General features: G+C 60.4%; 17 protein-coding genes and 1 riboswitch. Of the genes, 2 read left to right on the top strand and 15 right to left on the bottom strand.

What is annotated here, in order from left to right:
* Positions 1-23 precede the first annotated feature (23 nt).
* On the bottom strand, positions 24-2,648 hold the full coding sequence (alaS, locus tag ACM6IQ_RS13685) for an alanine--tRNA ligase (protein WP_017340216.1): 2,625 nt from the start codon (positions 2,646-2,648) through the stop codon (positions 24-26).
* Between the two features lie 146 nt (positions 2,649-2,794).
* A complete protein-coding gene (gene ltaE / locus ACM6IQ_RS13680; RefSeq protein WP_017340217.1) occupies positions 2,795-3,799 on the bottom strand; it encodes a low-specificity L-threonine aldolase in 1,005 nt (334 codons plus the stop codon).
* A gap of 197 nt (positions 3,800-3,996) precedes the next feature.
* Positions 3,997-4,167, top strand: a riboswitch (FMN riboswitch).
* 102 nt (positions 4,168-4,269) lie between these two features.
* On the opposite strand from ltaE, the gene ACM6IQ_RS13675 reads away from it, so the two are divergent.
* Positions 4,270-4,779 (top strand): 6,7-dimethyl-8-ribityllumazine synthase, encoded by a 510-nt coding sequence (locus ACM6IQ_RS13675; protein WP_414879071.1) that lies wholly within the window; start codon positions 4,270-4,272, stop codon positions 4,777-4,779.
* Positions 4,780-4,910: 131 nt separating this feature from the next.
* Here ACM6IQ_RS13675 and astE read toward each other — a convergent pair whose 3' ends face one another.
* The 7 genes from astE to ACM6IQ_RS13640 all read right to left on the bottom strand — a co-directional run bounded on the left by astE (position 4,911) and on the right by ACM6IQ_RS13640 (position 12,770).
* On the bottom strand, positions 4,911-5,921 hold the full coding sequence (gene astE, locus ACM6IQ_RS13670; protein WP_414879070.1) for a succinylglutamate desuccinylase: 1,011 nt from the start codon (positions 5,919-5,921) through the stop codon (positions 4,911-4,913).
* Between the two features lie 12 nt (positions 5,922-5,933).
* Entirely contained in the window at positions 5,934-6,221 is a 288-nt protein-coding gene (locus ACM6IQ_RS13665; RefSeq protein WP_010457234.1) for a hypothetical protein, read from the bottom strand.
* 20 nt (positions 6,222-6,241) lie between these two features.
* Positions 6,242-7,588, bottom strand: coding sequence for an N-succinylarginine dihydrolase (gene astB / locus ACM6IQ_RS13660; RefSeq protein ID WP_017340220.1), 1,347 nt, complete (start codon positions 7,586-7,588; stop codon positions 6,242-6,244).
* 161 nt (positions 7,589-7,749) lie between these two features.
* Complete coding sequence (gene astD, locus ACM6IQ_RS13655; RefSeq protein WP_193393037.1) at positions 7,750-9,219, bottom strand: succinylglutamate-semialdehyde dehydrogenase; 1,470 nt, start codon at positions 9,217-9,219, stop codon at positions 7,750-7,752.
* Positions 9,216-10,241, bottom strand: a complete 1,026-nt coding sequence (astA, locus tag ACM6IQ_RS13650) for an arginine N-succinyltransferase (RefSeq protein ID WP_017340222.1) — start codon at positions 10,239-10,241, stop codon at positions 9,216-9,218. The genes astD and astA overlap by 4 nt, the downstream gene beginning before the upstream one ends.
* A gap of 59 nt (positions 10,242-10,300) precedes the next feature.
* Positions 10,301-11,320 (bottom strand): arginine/ornithine succinyltransferase subunit alpha, encoded by a 1,020-nt coding sequence (gene aruF, locus ACM6IQ_RS13645; protein ID WP_414879069.1) that lies wholly within the window; start codon positions 11,318-11,320, stop codon positions 10,301-10,303.
* Positions 11,321-11,549: 229 nt separating this feature from the next.
* Positions 11,550-12,770, bottom strand: coding sequence for an aspartate aminotransferase family protein (locus ACM6IQ_RS13640; RefSeq protein ID WP_017340224.1), 1,221 nt, complete (start codon positions 12,768-12,770; stop codon positions 11,550-11,552).
* A gap of 287 nt (positions 12,771-13,057) precedes the next feature.
* On the opposite strand from ACM6IQ_RS13640, the gene ACM6IQ_RS13635 reads away from it, so the two are divergent.
* On the top strand, positions 13,058-17,773 hold the full coding sequence (locus ACM6IQ_RS13635) for a dermonecrotic toxin domain-containing protein (protein WP_414879068.1): 4,716 nt from the start codon (positions 13,058-13,060) through the stop codon (positions 17,771-17,773).
* 8 nt (positions 17,774-17,781) lie between these two features.
* On the opposite strand, the gene argR is transcribed toward ACM6IQ_RS13635, so the two are convergent.
* From argR to ACM6IQ_RS13605, 6 genes are all read right to left on the bottom strand, one after another.
* Positions 17,782-18,762, bottom strand: a complete 981-nt coding sequence (argR, locus tag ACM6IQ_RS13630; RefSeq protein WP_017340226.1) for a transcriptional regulator ArgR — start codon at positions 18,760-18,762, stop codon at positions 17,782-17,784.
* Positions 18,763-19,007: 245 nt separating this feature from the next.
* On the bottom strand, positions 19,008-19,772 hold the full coding sequence (locus ACM6IQ_RS13625; RefSeq protein WP_008154324.1) for an ABC transporter ATP-binding protein: 765 nt from the start codon (positions 19,770-19,772) through the stop codon (positions 19,008-19,010).
* A 27-nt stretch (positions 19,773-19,799) separates the two neighbouring features.
* Positions 19,800-20,912 (bottom strand): M14 family metallopeptidase, encoded by a 1,113-nt coding sequence (locus tag ACM6IQ_RS13620; RefSeq protein WP_017340227.1) that lies wholly within the window; start codon positions 20,910-20,912, stop codon positions 19,800-19,802.
* Position 20,913: 1 nt separating this feature from the next.
* The gene (locus ACM6IQ_RS13615; RefSeq protein ID WP_017340228.1) at positions 20,914-21,612 is read right to left on the bottom strand and encodes an ABC transporter permease; all 699 of its coding nucleotides are present in this window, start codon (positions 21,610-21,612) and stop codon (positions 20,914-20,916) included.
* Positions 21,609-22,298 carry an ABC transporter permease gene (locus tag ACM6IQ_RS13610; protein WP_017340229.1) on the bottom strand — a complete coding sequence of 230 codons (690 nt, stop codon included), beginning with the start codon at positions 22,296-22,298 and terminating at the stop codon, positions 21,609-21,611. The genes ACM6IQ_RS13615 and ACM6IQ_RS13610 overlap by 4 nt, the downstream gene beginning before the upstream one ends.
* Positions 22,299-22,389: 91 nt before the next feature.
* The gene (locus ACM6IQ_RS13605; protein ID WP_414879067.1) at positions 22,390-23,163 is read right to left on the bottom strand and encodes an ABC transporter substrate-binding protein; all 774 of its coding nucleotides are present in this window, start codon (positions 23,161-23,163) and stop codon (positions 22,390-22,392) included.
* Between the last annotated feature and the right edge of the window lie 583 nt (positions 23,164-23,746).

Below are 23,746 nucleotides of genomic sequence, written 5' to 3'. Positions count from 1 at the left end.
GACTGCGGGCCGGAGACGCTGCCTTATAGACCCTGCTCTACAAATGGAACGGTCAGGGCCAATGCGGCATCCAGTGCGCCAGCGTCAGTACCACCGCCCTGCGCCATGTCTGGACGACCACCGCCCTTCCCGCCCACTGCCGCAGCGGCTTGCTTCATCAAATCACCGGCTTTGAGTTGGCCAGTCAGGTCTTTGGTTACGCCTGCAACCAGAACGACCTTTTCCTCATGGACACTGCCGAGCAGGATCACTGCGCGGCCGAGTTTGTTTTTCAGTTGATCGACCAGCGCCAGCAGCGCCTTGGCATCCTGACCGTCCAGACGCACGGCCAGCACTTTCACACCCTTGACGTCCAGGGCAGAGGCCGACAGATCGTCGCCCGCCGCGCTGGCAGCCTTGGCCTGCAACTGCTCGAGTTGCTTCTCCAGCAGACGGTTGCGCTCCAGCACAGCCGACAGCTTGTCGATCAGGTTGTCGCGGCTGCCCTTGACCAGGTTGGCCGCTTCCTTGAGTTGTTCTTCGGCAGCGTTCAAGTATGCCAGCGCTGCTGCGCCGGTGACCGCTTCGATACGACGCACGCCAGAAGCCACGCCGCCTTCGCTGATGATTTTCAGCAGGCCGATGTCGCCGGTACGGTTGGCGTGGATGCCGCCACACAGCTCAACGGAGAAATCGCCGCCCATGCTCAGCACGCGCACGTTGTCGCCGTATTTCTCGCCGAACAGCGCCATGGCGCCTTTCTTCTTGGCGGTTTCGATGTCGGTTTCTTCGGTTTCAACGGCGGAGTTCTTGCGAATCTCGGCGTTGACGATGTCTTCCAGGGCCTTCAATTGCTCAGGCTTGATGGCTTCGAAATGGCTGAAGTCGAAGCGCAGGCGCTGACTGTCGACCAACGAGCCTTTCTGCTGAACGTGATCGCCCAGGACTTTACGCAAAGCGGCGTGCAGCAAGTGCGTTGCCGAGTGGTTCAGCGATGTGGCGTGACGCACGTCGGCTTCAACGTGGGTTTCAACCGGAGCACCAATCAACAGGCTGCCCGAGGCCAGTACGCCGTGGTGCAGGAACGCGCCGCCGGTTTTGGTGGTGTCGCGCACGTCGAAACGGCCGTTGCTCGATTGCAGGTAACCGCAATCGCCGATCTGACCACCGGATTCCGCGTAGAAAGGGGTCTGATCGAGAACGACCACGCCCTCTTCGCCTTCGCTCAGAACGTCGACCGACTGCCCGTCTTTATAGAGAGCAACGACTTTCGCCGAACCGCTGGTGGCTTTGTAACCGGTGAATTCGGTGGCCACGTCAACCTTGACCAGGCTGTTGTAGTCCATGCCGAACGAGCTGGCGGAACGCGCACGGACGCGCTGGGCTTCCATTTCGCGCTCGAAGCCTTCTTCGTCGATGGTCAGGCTGCGCTCGCGAGCGATGTCGCCGGTCAGGTCCATCGGGAAACCGTAGGTGTCGTAGAGTTTGAACACCACGTCGCCCGGCACCACGTCGCCTTTGAGTTCGGCCAGATCCTGCTCGAGGATTTTCAGGCCATGCTCCAGGGTCTTGGAGAACTGCTCTTCTTCGGCTTTCAGCACGCGCTCGATGTGAGCCTGCTGGGATTTCAGCTCAGGGAACGCTTCGCCCATTTCGGCGACCAGGGCCGCAACGATCTGGTAGAAGAAGCTGCCCTTGGCGCCCAGCTTGTTGCCGTGACGGCAGGCGCGACGGATGATCCGGCGCAGCACGTAACCGCGGCCTTCGTTGGACGGCAACACGCCGTCGGCAATCAGGAAACCACAGGAACGAATGTGGTCGGCCACGACTTTCAGGGAAGCCTGTGCGTCGTTGGTGCAACCGATGGCCTTGGCCGATGCGTTCAGCAGGCTCTGGAACAGGTCGATTTCATAGTTCGAGTGAACGTGCTGCAGCACGGCACTGATCCGCTCCAGGCCCATGCCGGTGTCGACCGACGGTGCTGGCAGCGGGTGCAACACGCCATCGGCGGTGCGGTTGAACTGCATGAACACGTTGTTCCAGATTTCGATGTAGCGGTCGCCGTCTTCTTCCGGCGAGCCCGGCGGGCCACCCCAGATGTCGGCGCCGTGATCGTAGAAAATCTCGGTGCAAGGGCCGCACGGGCCGGTATCGCCCATGGTCCAGAAGTTGTCGGACGCGTATGGCGCGCCTTTGTTGTCGCCGATGCGAACCATGCGCTCGGCGGGAACACCGATTTCCTTGGTCCAGATGTCGTAGGCCTCGTCATCGCTGGCGTAGACGGTGACCCAGAGCTTTTCTTTCGGCAGGTTCAGCCACTTGTCGGAGGTCAGGAAGTTCCAGGCGTAGGTGATCGCATCGCGCTTGAAGTAATCACCGAAACTGAAGTTACCCAGCATTTCGAAGAAGGTGTGGTGACGGGCGGTATAACCGACGTTTTCCAGGTCGTTGTGCTTGCCGCCGGCGCGCACGCATTTCTGGCTGGAGACGGCGCGGGTGTACGCGCGCTTTTCCTGGCCCAGGAAGCAGTCCTTGAACTGGTTCATCCCCGCGTTAGTGAACAGCAGGGTTGGGTCGTTGCCCGGAATCAAAGAGCTGGAGGCTACACGGGTGTGGCCTTGCTCTTCGAAGAAGCGAAGGAAGGCTTCACGGATTTCTGCGCTTTTCATTAGGTTCTTCCACGGAGGCTGCGGCCAAAGGCCTGTGCGAAACGTCAACAGACGAAGCGACGGCAAAGGGCCGCATTATATCGGCCCTGCGCGCGGGGTACAGCGTGTTTATACGATAGAAACGGTCAATTGGACGGCTAACGCGGTCAGTTGCGCGAAAACTCGACGAATGTCGCGATGACTTGCTCGATTTGCGCACGGCTGACGTCCATGTGCGTGACCATTCTAAGACGACTGGCGGCGCTGAGCTTGATCCCGCGCTCAGCGGCAAAGGCCTTGATCGCTTCGGCCTTGTCGCCCATTTGCACGTAAACCATGTTGGTCTGCACGGGTTCGACGTTGTAACCGGCGTCACGAAGTCCGTCCGCCAGGAATTGCGCGTTGGCATGGTCGTCGGCCAGACGCTGGACATTGTTATCCAGCGCGTACAAACCCGCCGCGGCCAGAAGACCCGCTTGACGCATCCCGCCGCCGACCATCTTGCGCAGGCGGCGCGCCTTGCCGATCAACTCGACCGAGCCGCACAACACCGAGCCGATCGGCGCGCCCAGGCCTTTGGACAAGCAGACCGACACTGAATCGAAATGCCGGGTGATCTCGCGGGCATCAACGCCCAGTTTCACCGCTGCGTTGTACAGCCGGGCGCCGTCCAGGTGCAGGGCCAGACCGTGTTCACGGGTGAAGCTGCGAGCCCGGGCCAGATACTCCAGCGGCAAGACCTTGCCCTGCATGGTGTTTTCCAGCGCCAGCAAGCGGGTACGAGCGAAATGGAAGTCGTCCGGCTTGATCGCTGCGGCGACCTGTTCCAGATCCAGCGAGCCATCGGCCTGCACTTCCAGCGGCTGAGGCTGGATCGAACCGAGCACTGCCGCACCGCCCCCTTCATACTTATAGGTGTGAGCCTGTTGGCCGACGATGTATTCGTCCCCGCGCTCACAGTGCGCCATCAAGCCCAGCAAGTTGCTCATGGTGCCCGTCGGCACGAACAGCGCCGCGGCAAAACCCAACCGATCGGCAAGCTCGGCTTCCAGTCGATTGACCGTCGGATCTTCGCCGTAGACGTCGTCACCGGTGGCCGCCCTGGCCATCGCGTCGAGCATCCCTGGAGTCGGCTGGGTGACGGTGTCGCTGCGAAGATCGATAACGCTCATGAATCTGGCCTCGGTAAGCAGGGGAAAATCCCGTTCAGGGGGGAATTACTGCGGCCTTGACGACGAATAATCAACCCTTGGGCGAGGAAAAGGCCGCTCAAGCGAGTGAAAAAGTTGATAACAATCATCAGATAGCCGCAATGCACAGGGGCGAAATATGTGTTAAAAACGCTGCGCCGCCAGACAATCTGACGGCAAAACGTTCTCAGGGCGGGGTGCAACTCCCCACCGGCGGTAATTGCGCGCAATGCGCATAGCCCGCGAGCGCTTGGCGACAGCACGGCTTTGGCGGTGACTGGCGACAAGGTCAGCAGACCCGGTGTGATCCCGGGGCCGACGGTCATAGTCCGGATGAAGAGAGAACGGGATTGGCGCCAAAGGGCCGTCCGCCGGCATTCGTGCGAGCGTGCGTACCCTTAAATCCCATTCGATTCATATGCCCTGTTTTTTACATAAACAGGAGTCAGAACATGCAACCCACCGCAATCGACAGCAAAAGCAAAAACCATCAGGGCGAGCGCGTTGCGTTCATTCAGGCCTGCTGGCACAAGGAAATCGTCGACCAGAGCCGTAAGGGCTTCGTCGCCGAAATGATTGCCCAGGGTTATCAGGAGTCGGAGATCGATTTCTTCGAAGTCGGCGGCGCCTTTGAAATTCCTTTGCACGCCAAACTGCTGGCCAAATCTGGTCGCTATGCCGGCATTGTTGCCGCTGGCCTGGTGGTCGATGGCGGGATCTACCGTCACGAATTCGTCGCCCAGTCGGTCATCAGCGGGCTGATGCAGGTTCAGCTGGAATCTGAAGTGCCGGTGTTCTCGGTGGTGTTGACCCCGCATCACTTCCACGCCGGTGAAGAACACCAGAAGTTCTTCTTCGATCACTTTGTGCACAAGGGTCAGGAAGCGGCGAAGACGTGTGCGGATACGCTGCAGAAGATGCGAGCCTTGCGTCGCAGTGAACACCGCGCAGTAGCGGTCTAAACACCGGACACAACTGTGGGAGCCAGCCTGCTGGCGATAGCGGTGTATCAGTCGACAACCAGAGTGACTGACACACTGCAATCGCTAGCAGGCTAGCTGTGTAAACCCACCACATTGGTTCTGCGGTGAATTCAGGCGAGGTTTTCGTCGGTAGTCGGCACGATCAGGATGCCGGCGCGCAGACCATTTTTCACCTTGGGGTTCGGGAAGATGATCCGGGCGCCCTCTTCCTCGATGATCCAGCGCGTCTGGGCGATGTCTTCGGCCAGCAGATAGCCCACTTCCAGTTCCGAAAAGTTTTCAATGTCCGCTGGCAGGTTCAAGCGGAAGCTGTCGCTGTGCTTGATGATTTCCCGCGCCACACTGAATAACTGCAACCCATCCAGCGCCGCATCGTTCGGTTCCGGCTCGGAGCCTTCGATGATCTGTTTGAGGCGGGTTTCCAGCAATGAGACGTTGACGCCATCGTTCTGCCCGAACGGCCGCGCCTTGCCCAACTCCAGGGTGAAAGACTCGGCGCCGAGCTTGTCGTAGGTGTAGGAACTGAAAACGATGGACGGCTTGTTTTGCAGCAGCACCGCTTCCATACCGGCGGCGCGCAGGCGTGCCAGCTCCTGACGGGAATGCTGGCGACCTTCTTTCCATGGATACAGGGCGAACTGCTCGATTTTCGAGCCACGAATCGCCGTATGCAGGTCGTAGTGCAGTCGCTCACGATCCGGCAGGCTGAAGAAACTGGCCGCCAGCCGCTCGAGTTCACAGGCGCGCAAAGCCTCGGAGCCACTGGTTTGTTCGTGACGGCCGTTGAACAGCCGGTTGACGTCCTGCTCGATAAAACGCTCGCCTCTGCGAATCGCGTCCGGGTTGCCGAACAGGAACAGAATGCGTGCACGCGGCTTCAAGTCGCCGCGGGCGATGTCATGCAACAGGCGATCAAGCAACTCGATCGGCGCTGTTTCGTTGCCATGGATCCCGGCTGACAGCAGCAGGTCCAGGCCGTTATCCCGAGCTTCAGGTGGCCGGACTTCCAGCGCACCTTCGCTCAACCAGCGCATCCGCACGCCTTCGACAGTCAGTTGAGTCTTCTCCGCCGGTTCGCGGCCGGCGAGGGTCAGTTCAAGCAGTTTGCCGAGGGCGAGCATAGAGCGGTTTCCTTAGTGGTCGTGTGCGCAATCCGGGCCGTGCACGTGGTCTTCGTCACCGACTTCAGCCGGTTCCATTTCCAGTTGCAGACTTACCAGATTAGTCGCCAATGGGCGCAGCAGCAGGTTGGCGTATTCAGCGTCACCTTCTTCGACGTCCACGCCGATCAGCAGTTGGCCGCGGCCATCTTGCTGAATCCACAGCTCTTTGCCTTGCCACAGGACCGCGACGCGGGTGCAGGACGTTTCCAGTTGCGTGCCGTCGGTGTCTTCAAGGATCAGCTGCAGGGTATCGCTCATGTGTTTTACGCTCTCGGCTTTCAATTGATCTGGAATGGATAAACCGCGCCCAGTTTAAGGATTTGCGTCAGTTCATCCAGTGCCGTCCGGCACTCAAGCAGCAATTGCGGGTCCGCGAGATCGTTTTCGGTCATGCGGTCGCGGTAGTGCTTGTCGACCCATTCGGTCAACGTGCCGTACAACGGTGCCGTCATGATAACCCCTGGGTTGACGGCCGCCAGTTCGGTTTCATTCAATGCGACGCGCAGGCGCAGGCACGCGGGGCCACCGCCGTTCTGCATGCTTTGCTTCAAATCAAAAACTTTGACTTCGCGGATCAGGCCGCCAGAGCTGGTCAGGCCTTGCAGGTACTGCCAGACGCGCTCGTTGCCACGGCACTCTTCCGGCACGATCAACAGCATCGAGCCATCAGGACGCGACAGCAGTTGGCTGTTGAACAGGTAGGAACGCACCGCGTCTTCCACGGTGACCGCAGAACGCGGAACGCAGATCGACTGGAAATTCCCGCCGACCTTGGCCAGTTTGCCTTGCAGCTCGGCCAGCATCTGGTCGGTGTCGAGGAACGCGTCCTCGTGATAGAACAGCACTTCGCCGTTACCCACCGCGATCACGTCGTTGTGGAACACGCCCTGATCGATCACCAAAGGGTTCTGCTGCCCGTAGACCACGCCGTCGTCGCTCAAGCCGTGCAGACGGGCAACCGCTTGCGACGCTTCGAGCGTCTGGCGCGCCGGGTACTTCTGCGGCGCTGGATAGCGGGTATCGAACGCACTGCGACCGAACACAAAGAACTCGACGCCGGCTTCACCGTATTCACGGCAGAAACGGGTGTGGTTGGCCGCGCCTTCATCACCGAACTGCGCCACGGCCGGCAACGCGGCGTGGTGAGCGAAGTGTTTCTGGTCCGCGAACATCGCGCCCAGCACGCGGCTGGTGGTCGGGTGTTCGATGCTGCGGTGGTATTTGCAGTTGAGGTTGGCGGCGGTGAAATGCACGCGGCCGTCAGCGGTATCAGCGCTTGGGCTGACGGTGGCGGCGTTGGCCACCCACATGCTCGAGGCCGAGCAACTGGCGACCAGCAACGGCATTGCGTCTTTGGCAGCTCGCTCGATCACTTGCGCGTCGGTGCCGCTGAAGCCCAGGCGACGTAGGGCGGCCACGTCAGGACGCTCTTGTGGCGCCAGCACGCCTTGCTGAAAGCCCATTTCCATCAGCGCTTTCATTTTCGCCAGGCCTTGCAGCGCGGCTTCCTTCGGGTTCGAAGACTGCTGGCTGTTGCTCTGGGACGCTACGTTGCCGTAGGACAGGCCACCGTAGTTATGGGTCGGCCCCACTAGACCGTCAAAATTGACTTCATAGGATTTCATCAGCGAGGCTCCACGAGAATCTGTTGTTATAGGCTTCAGTAACTAAATTTGAGACCGAGGCGCAGCCATCGCCAGCAGGCTGGCTCCCACAGGTTCGGGGGTGTCCACACATTTGGTGTACGACCCAATCACTGTGGGAGCCAGCCTGCTGGCGATGGGCATCACGCCATCTTCACGCCGGGCGTCAGGGCCGCAGGCAACACCAGACTCGGCGTTTCCAGCGAAGCCACCGGGTACGCGCAGTAATCTGCCGCGTAATAGGCGCTGGCGCGATGGTTGCCCGAGGCGCCGATGCCGCCGAACGGAGCGCTGCTCGCAGCACCGGTCAGCTGTTTGTTCCAGTTGACGATACCGGCACGGCTTTCCAGCCAGAACTGCTGATAACGCGCTTCGGAATCCGACAGCAGACCGGCGGCCAGACCGTATTCGGTGTCGTTGGCTTCAGCGATCGCCGCTTCAAAATCAGCGTAGCGGATCACTTGCAGCAGCGGGCCGAACAGCTCTTCGTCAGGACGATCGGCCACGGCCGATACATCCAGAATGCCAGGGGTCAACAACGCGGCTTGCGCCTGAGGCTGAGTCATTTCCAGCAGCGCCACGGCGCCATTGGCCAGCAGATGCTCTTGGGCATCCATCAGCGCTTTCGCCGCACCGAGAGAAATCACCGAGCCCATGAACGGCGCCGGTTGCTGATCGAAGGCACCGACCTCAATGGTCGAGCAGACCGCCACCAGACGCGCCAGCAGTGTGTCGCCCCAGGCGCCCTGCGGCACCAGCAAGCGGCGCGCACAGGTGCAACGCTGACCGGCGGAGATGAACGCCGACTGGATGATGGTGTAAACGGCAGCATCGAGATCAGCGACCTCATCGACCACCAGCGGGTTATTACCGCCCATCTCCAATGCCAGAATCTTGTCCGGACGACCGGCGAACTGCTGGTGCAGATGATTGCCGGTGCGGCTCGAACCGGTGAAGAACAGACCGTCGATGCCCGGGTTCGCCGCCAGGGCGATACCGGTTTCGCGAGCGCCTTGCAGCAGGTTCAACACGCCTGCCGGCAGGCCGGCTTCGATCCAGCACTTGACCGTCAATTCGGCGACTTTCGGGGTCAGTTCACTCGGCTTGAACAGCACACTGTTACCGGCCAGCAGCGCCGGTACGATGTGACCGTTGGGCAAGTGACCGGGGAAGTTGTAAGGACCGAACACCGCGACCACGCCATGCGGCTTGTGGCGCAATACGGCGGTGGCGTCGCCCAGCGGGCCGCTCTTCTCGCCGGTGCGTTCACGGTAGCTCTGCACCGAGATCGCGATCTTGTTGACCATGCTGGTCACTTCAGTCGCCGATTCCCACAGCGGTTTACCGGTTTCTTCACCGATGCAGCGCGCCAGTTCGTCAGCGTTGTTTTTCAACGCGGCGGCAAAAGCCTCCAGCACGGCGATGCGTTCATCCAGGGTGCGCCGGGCCCAACCCGGAAACGCCTGACGCGCGGCTTGCACGGCGGACTCAACCTGAGCAGCGGTAGCGCCCTCGCCGGCCCACAGCACTTGCTGGGTCACCGGGTTCAGCGACTGGAAGGCTTCGCCCTGACCGGCCAGCCATTCACCTGCGATGTATAGCGAATTCATTATTTCGACTCCCGAGCAGCAGACAACGGAACGGCGCGAACCTGATCGCCGGCGTTGAGTTGAAGACGTTTGGCGGTCAGCGGATCGACGACCAGCGTGCCGGCGGCGAAGCGTGCTGGCGCGGCAGTGATCCGGCAGTCTTCGCGCTTGCGGTTGTGAATCAGGAACGGCGTGGCGTCGTCACCCGGCGTGCCAATGGCCAACACCAGCGCCTGACTGTCGCGCACCGCGCGGATCTTGCCGGTTTCGCATTCCACCGCCGGGCCGGCGTCGAAGATGTCGACGTAGCCCTGGTAGCTGAAACCTTCGCTCTTGAGCATCGACAGCGCCGGCTCGGTGTCGGGGTGAACCTGACCGATCACGTTGCGCGCATCCGGCGACAGGAAGCAGGTGTACAGCGGGAACTTCGGCATCAGTTCGGCGATGAACGCCTTGTTGCCCACGCCGGTCAGGTAATCGGCCTGGCTGAATTCCATCTTGAAGAAGTGGCGGCCCAGGCTTTCCCAGAACGGCGAACGCCCGGCTTCGTCGGACACGCCGCGCATCTCGGCGATGATCTTGTTGCCGAACAGCTGCGGGAACTCGGCGATGAACAGCATCCGCGCCTTGGCCAGCATGCGACCGTTGAGGCCCGTGCGGTAGTCGGCGTGCAGGAACAACGAGCACAGTTCGGAGTTGCCGGTCAGGTCGTTGGCCAGGAACAGCGTCGGGATTTCGCGATAGATGTTCAGCTCTTGGGACGCGCTGACCGTCAGGCCCACCCGGAAGTTGTACCAGGGCTCACGCAGACCGACGGCACCGGCAATGGCGGAAATCCCCACCACACGACCGTTGTCATCTTCGAGCACGAACAGGTAGTCCGCATCGCCGCGCCCGGCTTCGCCGCGGAAGGTCTTCTCGGCCCAGCCGACCCGATGGGCCAGACGCTCTTCGTTGGCCGGCAAGGTGGTCAGGCCGGTGCCGGTGCTGCGGGCCAGGTCGATCAGAGCGGGTAAATCGCTGCTGCGTACGGGACGAACGATCATGCTATCTCCTCAAACGGGCCGCCAACGCCACCCGCGAAACTTCGCTGCTTTCTAGGCAATCAAACCGCTACAAGGCGCACGCTGGCACCTTCACCGACGCCCAGGGCTTCGGCTGCTTCCAGGTCCAGGGTCACCGGTTTGCCCGGCGCGTAATCGAGCTCGAGCAACACGGCGCGGTAATCCTGCAACTGGGCATTGGCCACCAGATATTGACGACCGGCGCCTTTGACCGGCTCACCGATTTTCACCGGGACCACACGGCTCTGGGCGATCGAACGGATCCCCGAGACACGTGCATGCAGGGTCGGGCCGCCGTCGAAAATGTCGATGTAGTGATCGGTCTCGAAGCCTTCGCGCATCAGGATGTCGAAAGTGATCTGCGCCCGTGGATGCACCTGGCCCATCGCTTCTTGCGCGGAGTCCGGCAGCAACGGCACGTAGATCGGGTAATGCGGCATCAGCTCGGCGAGGAAGGTCCGGCTCTTCAGACCGCACAGACGCTCGGCTTCAGCGTAGTTGAGGTCGAAGAAGTTACGGCCGATGGCATCCCAGAACGGTGAGTCGCCGTTTTCGTCGCTGTAACCGACGATCTCGGTCACCACGGAATCGGCAAAGCGCTCCGGATGGCTGGCCACGAACAGCAAGCGACCACGGGAGTTGAGTTCGGCCCAGGGCGAACCCACCAACTCGCGCTGCACGTAGAAACTGGTCAGCAAACTGTTGCCGGTCAGGTCGTGGCACTGGGAGAGCACGTGGATCTTGTTATGAATCTTCAGCTCGCGGGAAGCGTGCACGAAGGTTTCATTGCGGAAACTGTAGAACGGCTCCGAATAACCGGCCGACGCCACGATGGCCGAACAGCCCACCAGTTTGCCGGTGGTGGAGTCTTCGAGGACGAAGAAATAGCTCTCTTCACCGTTGAAGCTGACTTCGGCGGAGAACGAAGCTTCGCTCGCGGCGATCTTGTCGCTCAGGCGTTCAACGTCATCCGGCAAGGAAGTGACACCAATCGGGCTGTCCGCAGCCAGACGCTGTACCTCGCCCAGATCAGCCATTTGCGCGGGGCGCATCACCAGCATGGTGTCACTCCTTAATCTCAGAACTTACAGAAGAAAAAATCCCGGGCTGCCCCTGAAACAACTCAGAGTCAACTGTGGGAGCTAGCCTGCTGGCGATATCGTCCTGTCAGGCAACAATGATGTTGGCTATCAGGCCCTCTTCGCTAGCAGGCTAGCTCCCACACGTTTGATCCAGCCCGAAACAAAAATTTGGTTCGACGCCTGAAAATGTCAGGCGTCGAAGGGTCTATCAGGCTTGCGTCAGTTTCGCCGCAGCGCGCTCGAAACGGTCCAGGCCTTCATCGATGTCAGCATCTTCTACCACCAGGCTTGGCGCGAAACGCACCACGTCCGGGCCGGCTTGCAGGACCATCAGGCCTTCGCGCTCGGCAGCGTTGAAGATGTCCTTGGCCTTGCCTTTCCAGGCATCGCTCAGCACACAACCGATCAACAGGCCCATGCCGCGGACCTTGGTGAACAGGCCGTATTTCTCGCCGATCTGTTCCAGGCGCGCCTTGAACTTGTTGTGCTTGGCGTTGACGCCGGCCAGCACTTCAGGGGTGTTGATCACGTCAATCACCGCTTCGGCCACTGCGCACGCCAGCGGGTTGCCGCCGTAGGTGGTGCCGTGGGTGCCGACGACCAGATGTTTGGCCAGGTCTTCGGTGGTCAGCATGGCTGCGATCGGGAAACCGCCGCCCAGGCTCTTGGCGCTGGTCAGGATGTCCGGGATCACGCCGTATTGCTGGTAGGCGAACAACTTGCCGGTGCGGCCCATGCCGGTCTGCACTTCGTCGAAGATCAGCAGCGCGTTGTGTGCGGTGCAGAGGTCACGGGCGCCTTGCAGGTATTCGAGTTCGGCCGGGATGACACCGCTCTCGCCCTGGATCGGCTCCAGGACCACGGCGCAGGTCTTGTCGGAAATGGCGGCTTTCAGCGCGGCCAGATCGTTGTACGGCACGTGGGTGATGCCGGTGATTTTCGGACCGAAACCGTCGGAGTACTTCGACTGACCACCGACGTTCACGGTGAACAGGGTGCGGCCGTGGAAGCTGTTGAGCGCGGCGATGATTTCGTACTTCTCGCTGCCGAACCGGTCGAAACCGACACGACGGGCCAGCTTGAACGCGGCCTCGTTGGCTTCGGCGCCGGAGTTGCAGAAGAACGCACGCTCGGCAAAGGTCGCGTTGATCAGCTTATGCGCCAGGCGCAGGGCCGGCTCATTGGTGAACACGTTGGACACGTGCCACAGCTTGTTCGCCTGTTCGGTCAAGGCACTGACCAGCGCCGGGTGCGCATGGCCCAGTACGTTAACGGCAATCCCGCCAGCGAAGTCGATCAGCTCGCGGCCAGACTGGTCCCACACGCGGGAACCGGCGCCACGCACAGGAATGAAGGCGGCAGGCGCATAGTTGGGAACCATTACCTGGTCGAAATCGGCGCGTTCTACCGCAGCGTGCTCAACGGACATCGGAGTCTCCTGAAAAGGAACACTCGCCTGAAACTGGCGAGCGATGGGGGGATTGTAAGGACAGTTTTCAGCCCGGCCTTGCCGCCAAGCGACAACTTCTTATAGCGCAAACCCCGGTTTTAGCCGGGTTTACGGCAATGCGACATATAGCGTCGCAAAGGCGCAGTTTAAACCGGCGGCACAGGTTATAGGCAGGCTTGTGAAGCGGTGCGGTAATTATGTACCGCACGCCATGCGTCATCGTCTGTTTTGCTGCGCGTCCATCCAAACGCTAAGGGATTAGCGCAATGACCCAGCATCACCCCGAGCTCACGGCTCAGCCAGACACGCATTTTCAGCATGTATTCCACAATCTGCCCGATTGGGTAATAACAGCATCGCCCACCACCCGGCGCGCGCTCAAGAGCGCACCGCTGGATATTCCTGGCTGGCACACCACAGCAACCCGCCAGCAGCATGAGGCACTGAAAACAGCCAACACGCACTACCTGACCCAGCGCAACCACCTGGAATCCATGCTGGATAAATTGCAGAACGCCCGGGACTTTGCCGAACCGCTTCTGCAAGACGCATTGAGAACCCGGTACGGACTGGAACTGGACGTCAAGACGACCTTCCTGCGCCTGTACATCCCGCAGACCATTCCATGGTTCCCGATCAAGACCGGTGCAGCGCGCACCTGGACGGTATCGCTGCTCGACGCCGTCCTGCACAACTTTCAGGAGTCGGAAACCGAAACCGAGGCCTACGAATCAGCCTCGACGTTCATCACCGAACCCTCGCCCACGGGGCAATTCGAGACGTTACCGGCGATCAAGCGCCAACTCTCCATTCAGCACTTCACCCGGTTATGCAGAGAGCTGGATATCGGCGCTCGATACGAGACATACCTCAAGGAAAACCTGGGATTTACCAACCCGGTGGCGGCTGCCGTGTTGAAGTCGAGCGTGATCAAGACACACAAAGCCGCCCTGCTTTCAGCCCTGCAACTGGCCCAGCTCCGGGCCGACCTGCCGCAGGACGCCTGCCAGTCGATTCTCGACATTCTCGAGGGCCGGGAAAACGTGGGTCTGGACAACTGGCGACTGCACTGCCACGACCTGAAAATCATGTCTTCATTGCTGACGGGCATCGTCATTTTCGCGCCGAGGCTTGAGCTCACCGCCCAGCGCTCGCGGATCATCGCCTACATCCCCGACGACCCGGAACATCCGCTCAAACAGTACCCCGATACCCTGGCGTTCATGACCGAGCTGACCCGCAAACTGCGCGCCCCGGCTTATCAGGCGTTCTTCAGCCGGTTCATCGATCATCAGGAACGAGGACACTTTTTCGCCGACCTCAACAGCCGTCTCAGCGCGGTCACCTGGCATGAACACCAGCGCGGTGATCCGCTGCCGAGCTGGCGCGATACCCCCATCGACACGCCCAACCTGCAGTTCTCGGTCAGTCAGATCAGTCACGACCTGGGGACACACCTCTACCAGCAGCAACTGAACAAGATCCTCAATGACGGGCGCACGCTTGCGGTCTCTACCGCCAGTGCCGACCGAGCGGCACGGTGGGCGGCATGGGACGCCTTCAGCAATGTCGCCAAAAAGATCCTTGAAGTGGCGTCGTTCGCTGCCCTGCCTTTTGTTCCGTTTCTGGGCGAGATAATGCTGGGCTACATGGCCTACCAAGTGCTCGACGACGCCTTCGAAGGCATCATTGACTGGGCCGAAGGCCTGAAAACCGAAGCGTTCGGGCACTTGATGACGATCGTTGAGACGGTGGTGGAACTCGGCACGTTCGTGGTGGGCGGCGCCATGGCAGCCAATGCGTTCAACGGCCTTATGTCTCGCGAGGCGGTGACGCTGATTTCCCCGCTCAAACCGGTCGAAACAGCCCCAGGCAAAACCCGATACTGGAAACAGGACCTGACCCCTTACGAACAATCCGTTGATTTGCCGGCCCCTGCCCCACGCGATCATCTCGGTTTATATCAGCACGAGGGCAAAACCCTGGCTCGCGTTGAAGACAAGCTCTACTCGGTCAAGCTGGACAGCAAGACTGGCCGCTTTCAGATTCAACATCCGAACCGGGCCGATGCCTATCAGCCCGCTCTGCGCCACAACCATCATGGCGCCTGGCAGACCCTGCTGGAGCGACCGCTGACATGGGACCGGGAAACCGTACTGCGCCGACTTGGCCAGAGCGTCGAGTCGTTCAACACTGCCGAGCGCGAGCAAATCCTGCAGATCAGCGGTTTTCACGACAACGTGCTGCGCGAGATGCATGTCGAGAATCAGCGCCCGCCTTCGCTTCTGACCGACACGATCAAGCGCCTCAACATCGACCGCGACATTCAGGCACTGGTCGAGCAGACCGGCAGCGAACATCCCGATCGCTATCAGGCGTTGAATCAGCGCTCATCGTTGTTCCAGTCTCGCTACCGCGAACTCGAAAAAACCGACGACCGCCATGTTCAACTGCTGCAAGGCGAAGTGCGCGGACTGCCCACGGATATCGCGCAAGAACTGGTGAGCAACGCAACCGGCACCGAGCTGAAACAAATGCACAGCGGGCGCTTGCCGCAACGGCTCAAGGATGTAGCACTGAAAGCCATGGACGCGGTGCGTGTCGCCAGAGCCTACGAGGGGTTTTATCTGGAGGGCATGGAAACGGCGGATACCCATCGTCTGGCCCTGCACACGCTTGAGTCACTGCCCGGCTGGCCCGCTCGCCTGCGCATCGAGGTCAGGGAGTTTTCCCATGAAGGGACGTTGCGCGACAGCATCGGCGAACCCGACGCGCCCCTCCTCAGGACATTGGTGTACGCCGAGGACGGCACTTACAAGGTCCATGACAACACAGAACTGCCGGGCGACTTTTATCAGGCCATCCTTCAGGCATTGCCTGAAACGGAGCGCAACGCGATGGGCCTTTCTGTCGACGACGGGCCGATACTCAAACAACGCATTGTCCGGCAAGCACAGCACAAACCGGAGTTGCGCGCGCTTCTGGCCAAGCACCCCAACCGAAAACCCTTCTATGACCCGACGACCATGCGCCTGCCCGGAGGAACGGCGGGTTACCAACGCATCGGTCGCCCGACACCGACACTCAATGACAGGGTTCGCGAGGTGTATCCAGGCCTGCCCCAGGATGAACTCAGCGCCATCGTTGCCCGCCTGCAACGCCACCCCGATGGTGCTCGCGTGGAGCTTTCGCGCCTGCGCAATGAAATGGAACGGCTGCACGAGGATCTGGGCCGCTGGATAAACGAAGCGCCCACCGTGCACCCCGAAACCAGGCTTCCACTGAGCGAGTTGGAACAACAGGCCCAGCAGCACAACCGACGGTTGCTGGCCCATGAAATCCAGCGCAGCTGGCGCAGGCAGTCAGACCGGGACCTGGGCGCTGCGGACAGCAGTGACCGATACATACTGCGGTTCGCGGAACCGATTCTGGGTGATCTGCCGGTTCTGACGGCGGACTTCAGCCACGTTTCCCTGCTGGCCCTTGAAGGCAGTCGTGCAGAGCAAGGCATTCACGGGTTTCTGCAACGTTTCAATGACCTTCGTCGCCTCGATTTGCGCCAGTTTTCGATGACCACCCTGCCCGAGGCGATTCCACGGATGGCCAACCTCGATGCGTTGCTGCTCAACGACTGTGCAATCACGTTCGACGCCGCCACCTGGACAAGGCTGACGTCATTGAAAAAACTGGTGATGCTGGACCTGTTCCGGAACCCATTCACCACGACACCCAGCATCGAGTTCATGCCGGAACTGGTGCACCTGGACCTGAGCGAAACAGGTCTGACGGAATTCCCCGCCAGCGCCATCACGCACCCCGGGCTCGACGCGCTCATGCTGATCGGCAACCGAATCACCGAGCTGCCTGCCGGGTTGTTCGACAGCAAGGTCTACGACAAGCGTGGCATCCACCTCGCGGACAATCCGCTCGTCGACAGCGATCGACATCTCATCAAGCTGCATTACCTCGAAACCTCATACGATCTGGGTGTCTATGCCCCCGAGGCAGATATCGTGCGTGTCAGGGCGCTATACCCGAACATGGAGATCGAGCAGGCCAGCGATTTCGTCTACGAATTGCCGGGAACCCTGGAGGATGGCCGGGTAGAACTGACCAGGCTGGAAACAGAGCTCGCTCAATTGAGCAGCGACCTGGCGGCATGGACCACCGACCTGCCGCCGCGTCACCCACGCACGGGCGAACCGTTCAACGAACGCCAGGTATCTGTCGAGCACACCAACCGCAATGAATTCATGCAAACGCTGCAGCAATGCTGGCGGCATCAGAGCGAACTGGACGACTTCAATGAAGCGCTCGAGCCCACGTTTGATCTGATCATCAGTTCCCGGATAACGGGAGAGCTGCCCACCCTCAGCGCCGACTTCAGCCATGTCTCGACGCTGGAACTGCAAAGTGTCGATGGCGTGACCCGGATCGGCCACTTTCTCGACGCCTTCCCCAATCTCAAAAGCCTGAGACTGCGTGAGTGTGACCTCGGCACCCTTCCCGAGGCCGTGTTCAAGATGGGTCGACTGCGGTCACTGTCACTGTCTGACTGCCGCATCACTTTGTCAGCGGAATCGGCAAACGCATTGGCGGGAATGGAGCAGCTGGACTATCTGGACCTGAGCCTCAACCCTTTGGGTCGAGCACCCGATCTGAGTCAAATGAAGGAGCTCTCCACCGTCCTCCTTGCCGAGACCGGCATCACCGAATTGCCCCGTGGCCTGCTGCAGCTGGAGGAACTGGATTGGGCCGACCTGAGCGATAACGCCATCACCGACATCCCGAGCGACATCATGGAAGTGCCCGTGGAAGTGGCAGAGAACATCAGTCTTCGAGGCAATCCTTTTTCCGAGGAAAGCGTGTTACGGCTGATCGACTACTACCAGAGCACAGGCACGGATTTCGGTGTGGAAGAAGTGATCAATCGAGGTGAGATTCAGGTTTCATCCACGGAGGGGTCCGAAGTCGACGAGTAAGGCCGCCGTCAGCCTCGTTCCGATGGCACCGACGACAACTCGAACGGACTGCTGCTGCGCCGCTGGTTGCGATCTTCCCGCGGCGTGGCGCCGAAGAAGTTGCGGTAGGCACTGGAGAAATGCGGCCCCGAAGAGAAGCCACACGACAGGCCGATCTGAATGATCGACTTGCTGGTTTGCATCAACATCTGCCGGGCCTTGTTCAAACGCAGTTCCAGGTAGTACTGGCTCGGCACCCGGTTGAGGTATTGCTTGAAGATGCGCTCCAGCTGCCGACGGGACACGCACACATGCTGGGCGATTTCGTCGGTGGTCAGCGGTTCTTCGATGTTGGCTTCCATCAGCAACACCGCTTGGGTGAGCTTCGGGTGGCTGGAACCGAGGCGGTTCTGCAGCGGAATGCGTTGGCGCTCGCCGCCTTCGCGAATGCGCTCGACCACCAGCTCCTCCGACACGGCGCCAGCGAGTTCGGCGCCGTGATCACGGGCCAGCACGGCCAGCAACAGATCGAGAACCGACAGACCGCCGCACGCGGTCAGGCGATCGCGATCCCAGTCGAACAGATGACTGGTGGCGATGACTTTCGGGAAACGCTCGGCGAAATCGTCCTGCCAGCGCCAGTGCACGGCAGCGCGATAACCGTCGAGTAAACCGAGTTGGGCCAATGGGTAGACACCGGCCGACAGACCGCCAATCACACAACCGGCACGCACCAATTGTTTCAGCGAACTGCTGAGCGCCGGCGCAAGTGCGGTCGGCGGCTCATCGGCGAGCAGGAACAGCTTCTGGAAATGTTCGAGCTTGCCGGCCCAGGGTTCACCCGGCAATTGCCAGGCGCCCTCGGTCGGCGGTTCGGCCTGCAAGAACGACAATTCGTAGACCACGTCCGGATGCACACGCTGGGCAACACGCAAGGCCTCCTCAGCCAGCGCAAGCGTCAGTGCTTTAGTGCTGGGCCAAATCAGGAAACCAATTCGATGGGCAGTCATGGCGGGCAATCCGAAACGAAAACAGTGATGAAGGCATGGGCCAATGCTAGCCCGTAAATGAACGCATATCTCAAAACCAGCACAGATCAAACTGTGGGAGCTGGCCTGCCAGCGATGGCGGCGTGTCGGTGCCAGATATGTAAACTGTCCCACCGCTATCGCTGGCAGGCCAGCTCCCTCAGGGATCGGAGCCGGCCTTCAGGTTGCGAAGCATGCACTATCCCGGTGCGCAACGGGAGTTCGGTTTACTTCAGGCTGCCCGAGAGGAATTGTTGCAAGCGTTCGGACTGTGGATTGACCAGCACCTCACGCGGGTTGCCGCTTTCTTCGACGACACCTTTGTGCAGGAACACCAGTTGGTTCGACACTTCACGGGCGAAGCCCATTTCGTGCGTGACCACCACCATGGTCCGGCCTTCCAGCGCCAGGGCCTGCATGACCTTCAGCACGTCGCCGACCAGTTCCGGGTCGAGGGCCGAGGTCGGTTCGTCGAACAGCATCACCTCGGGTTCCATCGCCAGGGCACGGGCAATCGCCACGCGCTGTTGCTCGCCGCCGGACATGTGGCCCGGGTAGGCATCCTTACGATGCGCCACGCCAACCTTGTTCAGGTAGTGCTCGGCTTTTTCACGGGCCTCGGCCTTGGACATGCCCAGCACGTGAACCGGCGCTTCCATGATGTTTTCCAGCGCGGTCATGTGCGACCACAGGTTGAAATGCTGGAACACCATCGACAGGCGCGAACGCATGCGTTGCAGCTGTTTCGGGTCGGCGGCCTTCAGCGCGCCGTCCTTGTTGGCCACCAGTTTCAGCTCTTCGTTGTTGAGCAGAATTTTGCCCGCGTGCGGCTGCTCCAGCAGGTTGATGCAGCGCAGGAAAGTACTTTTGCCGGAGCCACTGGAGCCGATGATGCTGATCACATCACCAGCCGCCGCTTTCAGGGACACGCCCTTGAGCACTTCGTGACTGCCATAGCGTTTATGCAGGTCTTGGACTTCAAGTTTGTACATGCGGTCGGTTCTCACAAAAACAGTCAGTCAGTCGTTGAGCAAGCGCCCGTGACGCAGCGCTTCGCGCCCCGCCACCTTGGCCAGCCAGAAACCGGGTTGGGCATAACGCAGCCGTTCAATGGCAAACAGCACCCCGGACGTACCAGCACACACCGTGCTGACCCGATCCGATAACGGATCGATCACTTCGAAAATCTCGTCGCCGGCTTCGATCCACTCACCGGGTTTACGCAAGAAACTGATCACGCCCGGATGCGGCGCGAACAGCAATTCGGTGCCTTCGAACGGCATGCCTTCGCAAGCTTCTTGCGCCGGTTTCGGCCATTCGCCGCTGATCAAGCCTTGTTCGGCGAGGAACGCCAGAATGCCTTCGGCGTAAGCCTCGGCATCAGCGCGACCGGTGTCGGCCTGACCACCCAGTTCAATGGTGGTCGCCAGGCAGGCCAGCGGAATCTGCGCGTCCGGGAACTGACGCGACAGACGCAGCCACGGCAACGAGCAGGCTTCGTCGAAGGAACTGCCGCCGGAATCTTCCGCCAGCAGGCCCACTTTCACATTCAGGTGCGCGGCAAGCGAACGCCATTGCGGCCAGTGTTGCGGCAAGGCGTACATATGCAGCGCAGCTTCGGCGTCGCAATGCAGATCCAGCACGACGTCGGCGGTGCAGGCGTGGCTGAGCAGCACGCGCTGCATGCCTTGCAACTGGCTGCTCGCCTCAGGCAATGCGGCCAGATGATCGCTCATGGCCTGACGGATCAAGCGGATATTGGCATGTGGATCGTCGCCCAGATGCCCTTCCAGCTCAGCGGCCACCGGCGCGCTCAGCTCGACGAAATCCCGGTTGAAATTCTTGCCGCTGCCCGCTTCGAAACGTCCTTGATGATTGCCTTGCAGCAGCTGACCGAGGCCCAGTGGATTGGCCACCGGCACCAGCTCGATCACGCCGTTGAGCAAGCCCTTGGCTTCGAGTTCGGTCAGGCGTTTTTTCAGCTCCCAGGCGGTGCGCATGCCCGGCAGTTCATCGGCGTGCAGGCTGGCCTGGATGTAAGCCTTGCGCTCGCCGCTGCCGAAGCGGAACACCGAAATCTGGCGTTCGCTTCCGAGGTGGCTCCACGGCAATGGATGATCGATGCGTTCCATATCAGTGCTTCCGCGGGGCCAGATAGCCCAGCCAGCGGCGCTCGGCCAGTTTGAACAGCTTCACCAGAATGAAGGTCAGGCACAGGTAGAACACACCAGCGGTGATGTAAGCCTCGAACGGCAGGTAGAACTGAGCGTTGACCGTGCGCGCGGCACCGGTGATGTCGATCAGGGTCACGATGGAGGCCAGACTGGTGGTCTGCAGCATCATGATCACTTCGTTGCTGTACTGCGGCAGCGCACGGCGCAGGGCCGACGGCAGCAGGATGCGTTTGTACATCTTGAAGCGCGACATGCCCATGGCCTTGGCCGCTTCGATTTCACCGTTCGGCGTAGCGCGCAGGCTGCCGGCGATGATTTCCGCGGTGTAGGCGCTGGTGTTGATCGCGAAGGCCAGGCACGCACAGAACGTCGCGCTGGACAGCCACGGCCACAGGAAGCTTTCGCGTACCGCTTCGAATTGCGCCAGCCCGTAGTAGATCAAAAACAGCTGCACCAGCATCGGCGTGCCGCGGATCACGTAGGTGAAGAGCCAGGCCGTCATGTTGACGGCTGCGTTCTTCGAGACGCGCATCAGGCCCAGGGGCAAGGCCGCCAGCAGACCGAAAAACAGCGACAGTGCGAGCAATTTGAGGGTGGTCACCAGGCCGCCGAAGTACAGCGGCAAGGCCTCCCAAATGACGTTGTAGTCGAAGATCATAGATCAGCCGCCCTTACGCCTACCGAGTAGCGCTTCTCAAGGTGACGCAATGCCAGCAACGAGACACTGGTGATCACCAGGTACATCGCCGCCACTGCGAGGAAGAAGGTGAAAGGCTCGCGGGTGGCATCTGCCGCCTGCTTGGCCTTGAACATCATGTCTTGCAGTCCCACCACCGAAATCAGCGCGGTGGCCTTGGTCAACACCAGCCAGTTGTTGGTGAAGCCCGGAATCGCCAGACGAATCATCTGCGGCACCAACACCCGGAAGAACACCTGAAAACTGCTCATGCCGTACGCCATGCCGGCCTCTGCCTGCCCCTTCGGGATCGCCATGAACGCGCCACGGAAGGTTTCCGACAGGTACGCACCGAAGATGAAGCCCAGGGTGCCGATACCGGCGGCCAACGGGTTCAGGTCGATGTAATCGTCATAGCCCAGCATCGGCGCGACGCGATTGAGCAGGTCCTGACCACCGTAGAAAATCAGCAGGATCAGCACCAGGTCGGGAATCCCGCGGATGACCGTGGAATACAGATCGCCCAGCCAGGCCAGCCAGCGCACCGGGGAAAGACGCAGCGCAACGCCGATCAGCCCCAGAAGGATGGCCAGGGCCATGGACGACAAGGCGAGCTGAAGCGTCAGCCATGCGCCATCGAGGATGACAGCCCCGTAGCCTTTCAACATGATTCAGGTCCTCGAAAGTTGGGATGAAAAAATGGCGCAAACCTCAGAGATCCTGCTGCTTGCGCCATTTCGGACTTGTCGCCTGGACGTGTTACTTGCCGTAGATATCGAAGGCGAAGTATTTGTCCTGGATCTGCTTGTACTTGCCGTTCTCGCGAATGGCGGCGATCGCAGTGTTGATCTTGTCTTTCAGCGAGTCACCCTTGCGAACCGCGATACCTACGCCGTCGCCGAAGTATTTGACGTCGGTGAAGGCCGGGCCAACGAAGGCGAAACCTTTGCCGGCGTCGGTTTTCAGGAAACCGTCATCCAGCAGCGTAGCGTCTGCCACGGTGCCGTCGAGGCGACCGGCAGCCACGTCGAGGTAGATTTCGTTCTGCGAACCGTACGGCTTGATCTCGGCACCCAGCGGGGCCAGGACTTCGCGGGCGAAACGCTCGTGGATCGAACCACGTTGCACGCCGATGTTCTTGCCCTTGAGCTCGGTCAGGCCTTCGCTGACTTGAGTGCCGGCCTTCATGACCAGGCGAGCCGGGGTGTTGTAGTACTTGTTGGTGAAGTCCACGGACTTCTTGCGGTCTTCAGTGATCGACATGGACGACAGGATCGCGTCGATCTTGCGCACTTTGAGTGCCGGGATCAGACCGTCGAACTCTTGCTCGACCCAGGTGCACTTGACCTTCATCTCTTCGCAAAGGGCGTTGCCGATGTCGTAGTCGAAACCAACGATGCTGCCGTCCGGCGCCTTGGAAGCGAACGGAGGGTAAGCCGCTTCGATACCGATTTTCAGAGGCTTTTCATCGGCGAAGGTTGGCAGGGACAGCACGGACAGTGCCAGGGCGCCAAGCAGCACGAGTTTCTTCATCTTGGGACTCCATCGGTAAAGGGCTAAAACGGCAGAGTGAGCGACAGCCCAATATGCGGATGAGTGGAACCGGAAAGCGTTGCTGCGTCCTACAGTGCGTGTGCGAATTTTCAACACAGGCAACGACGAGCGAGTGATCGGCATTCTAACGACAGGCCCGAAGCCGATATTTCTTCAATGCGACAACAAATTACAGAAGCACCGAGAAAGCCGTTTGGGCACGTTGACAGCCTTGCAATTTCATGCAAGAGCAAAAGACAGTGAACCGATCTATATTGCAAATTGCGGGCCTATTATTGGCAAAGCCTTCTAATCCGGCAAGCGTAGCGTGGGTTCTTATTTTTTTTCCGAGCTGAAACGCACCGTTGCAGGCTTATGGCGTTTCTCAATGCCCCGTATCGGCGCGAGCGGTTACACATTCGGTTACTTGAAGGGTGGCGGGTAACAGTGGGAAATGGCCTACGGGGGAAGCCGATAATTATTGGTTGATGTTGATTGGGCGCCTGACAGATCGCCATCGCTAGCAGGCTAGCTCCCACAGAGGAACTGCGCTCGATGCACATTGTGAATCCACCGGAGATCC

Source organism: Pseudomonas sp. IT-P100, assembly GCF_949767185.1.
In the GTDB taxonomy this organism is placed as follows: domain Bacteria; phylum Pseudomonadota; class Gammaproteobacteria; order Pseudomonadales; family Pseudomonadaceae; genus Aquipseudomonas; species Aquipseudomonas fluorescens_B.
The sequence above is the reverse complement of the archived record's forward strand: the minus strand, read 5'-3'. Positions and strand labels throughout refer to the sequence as shown.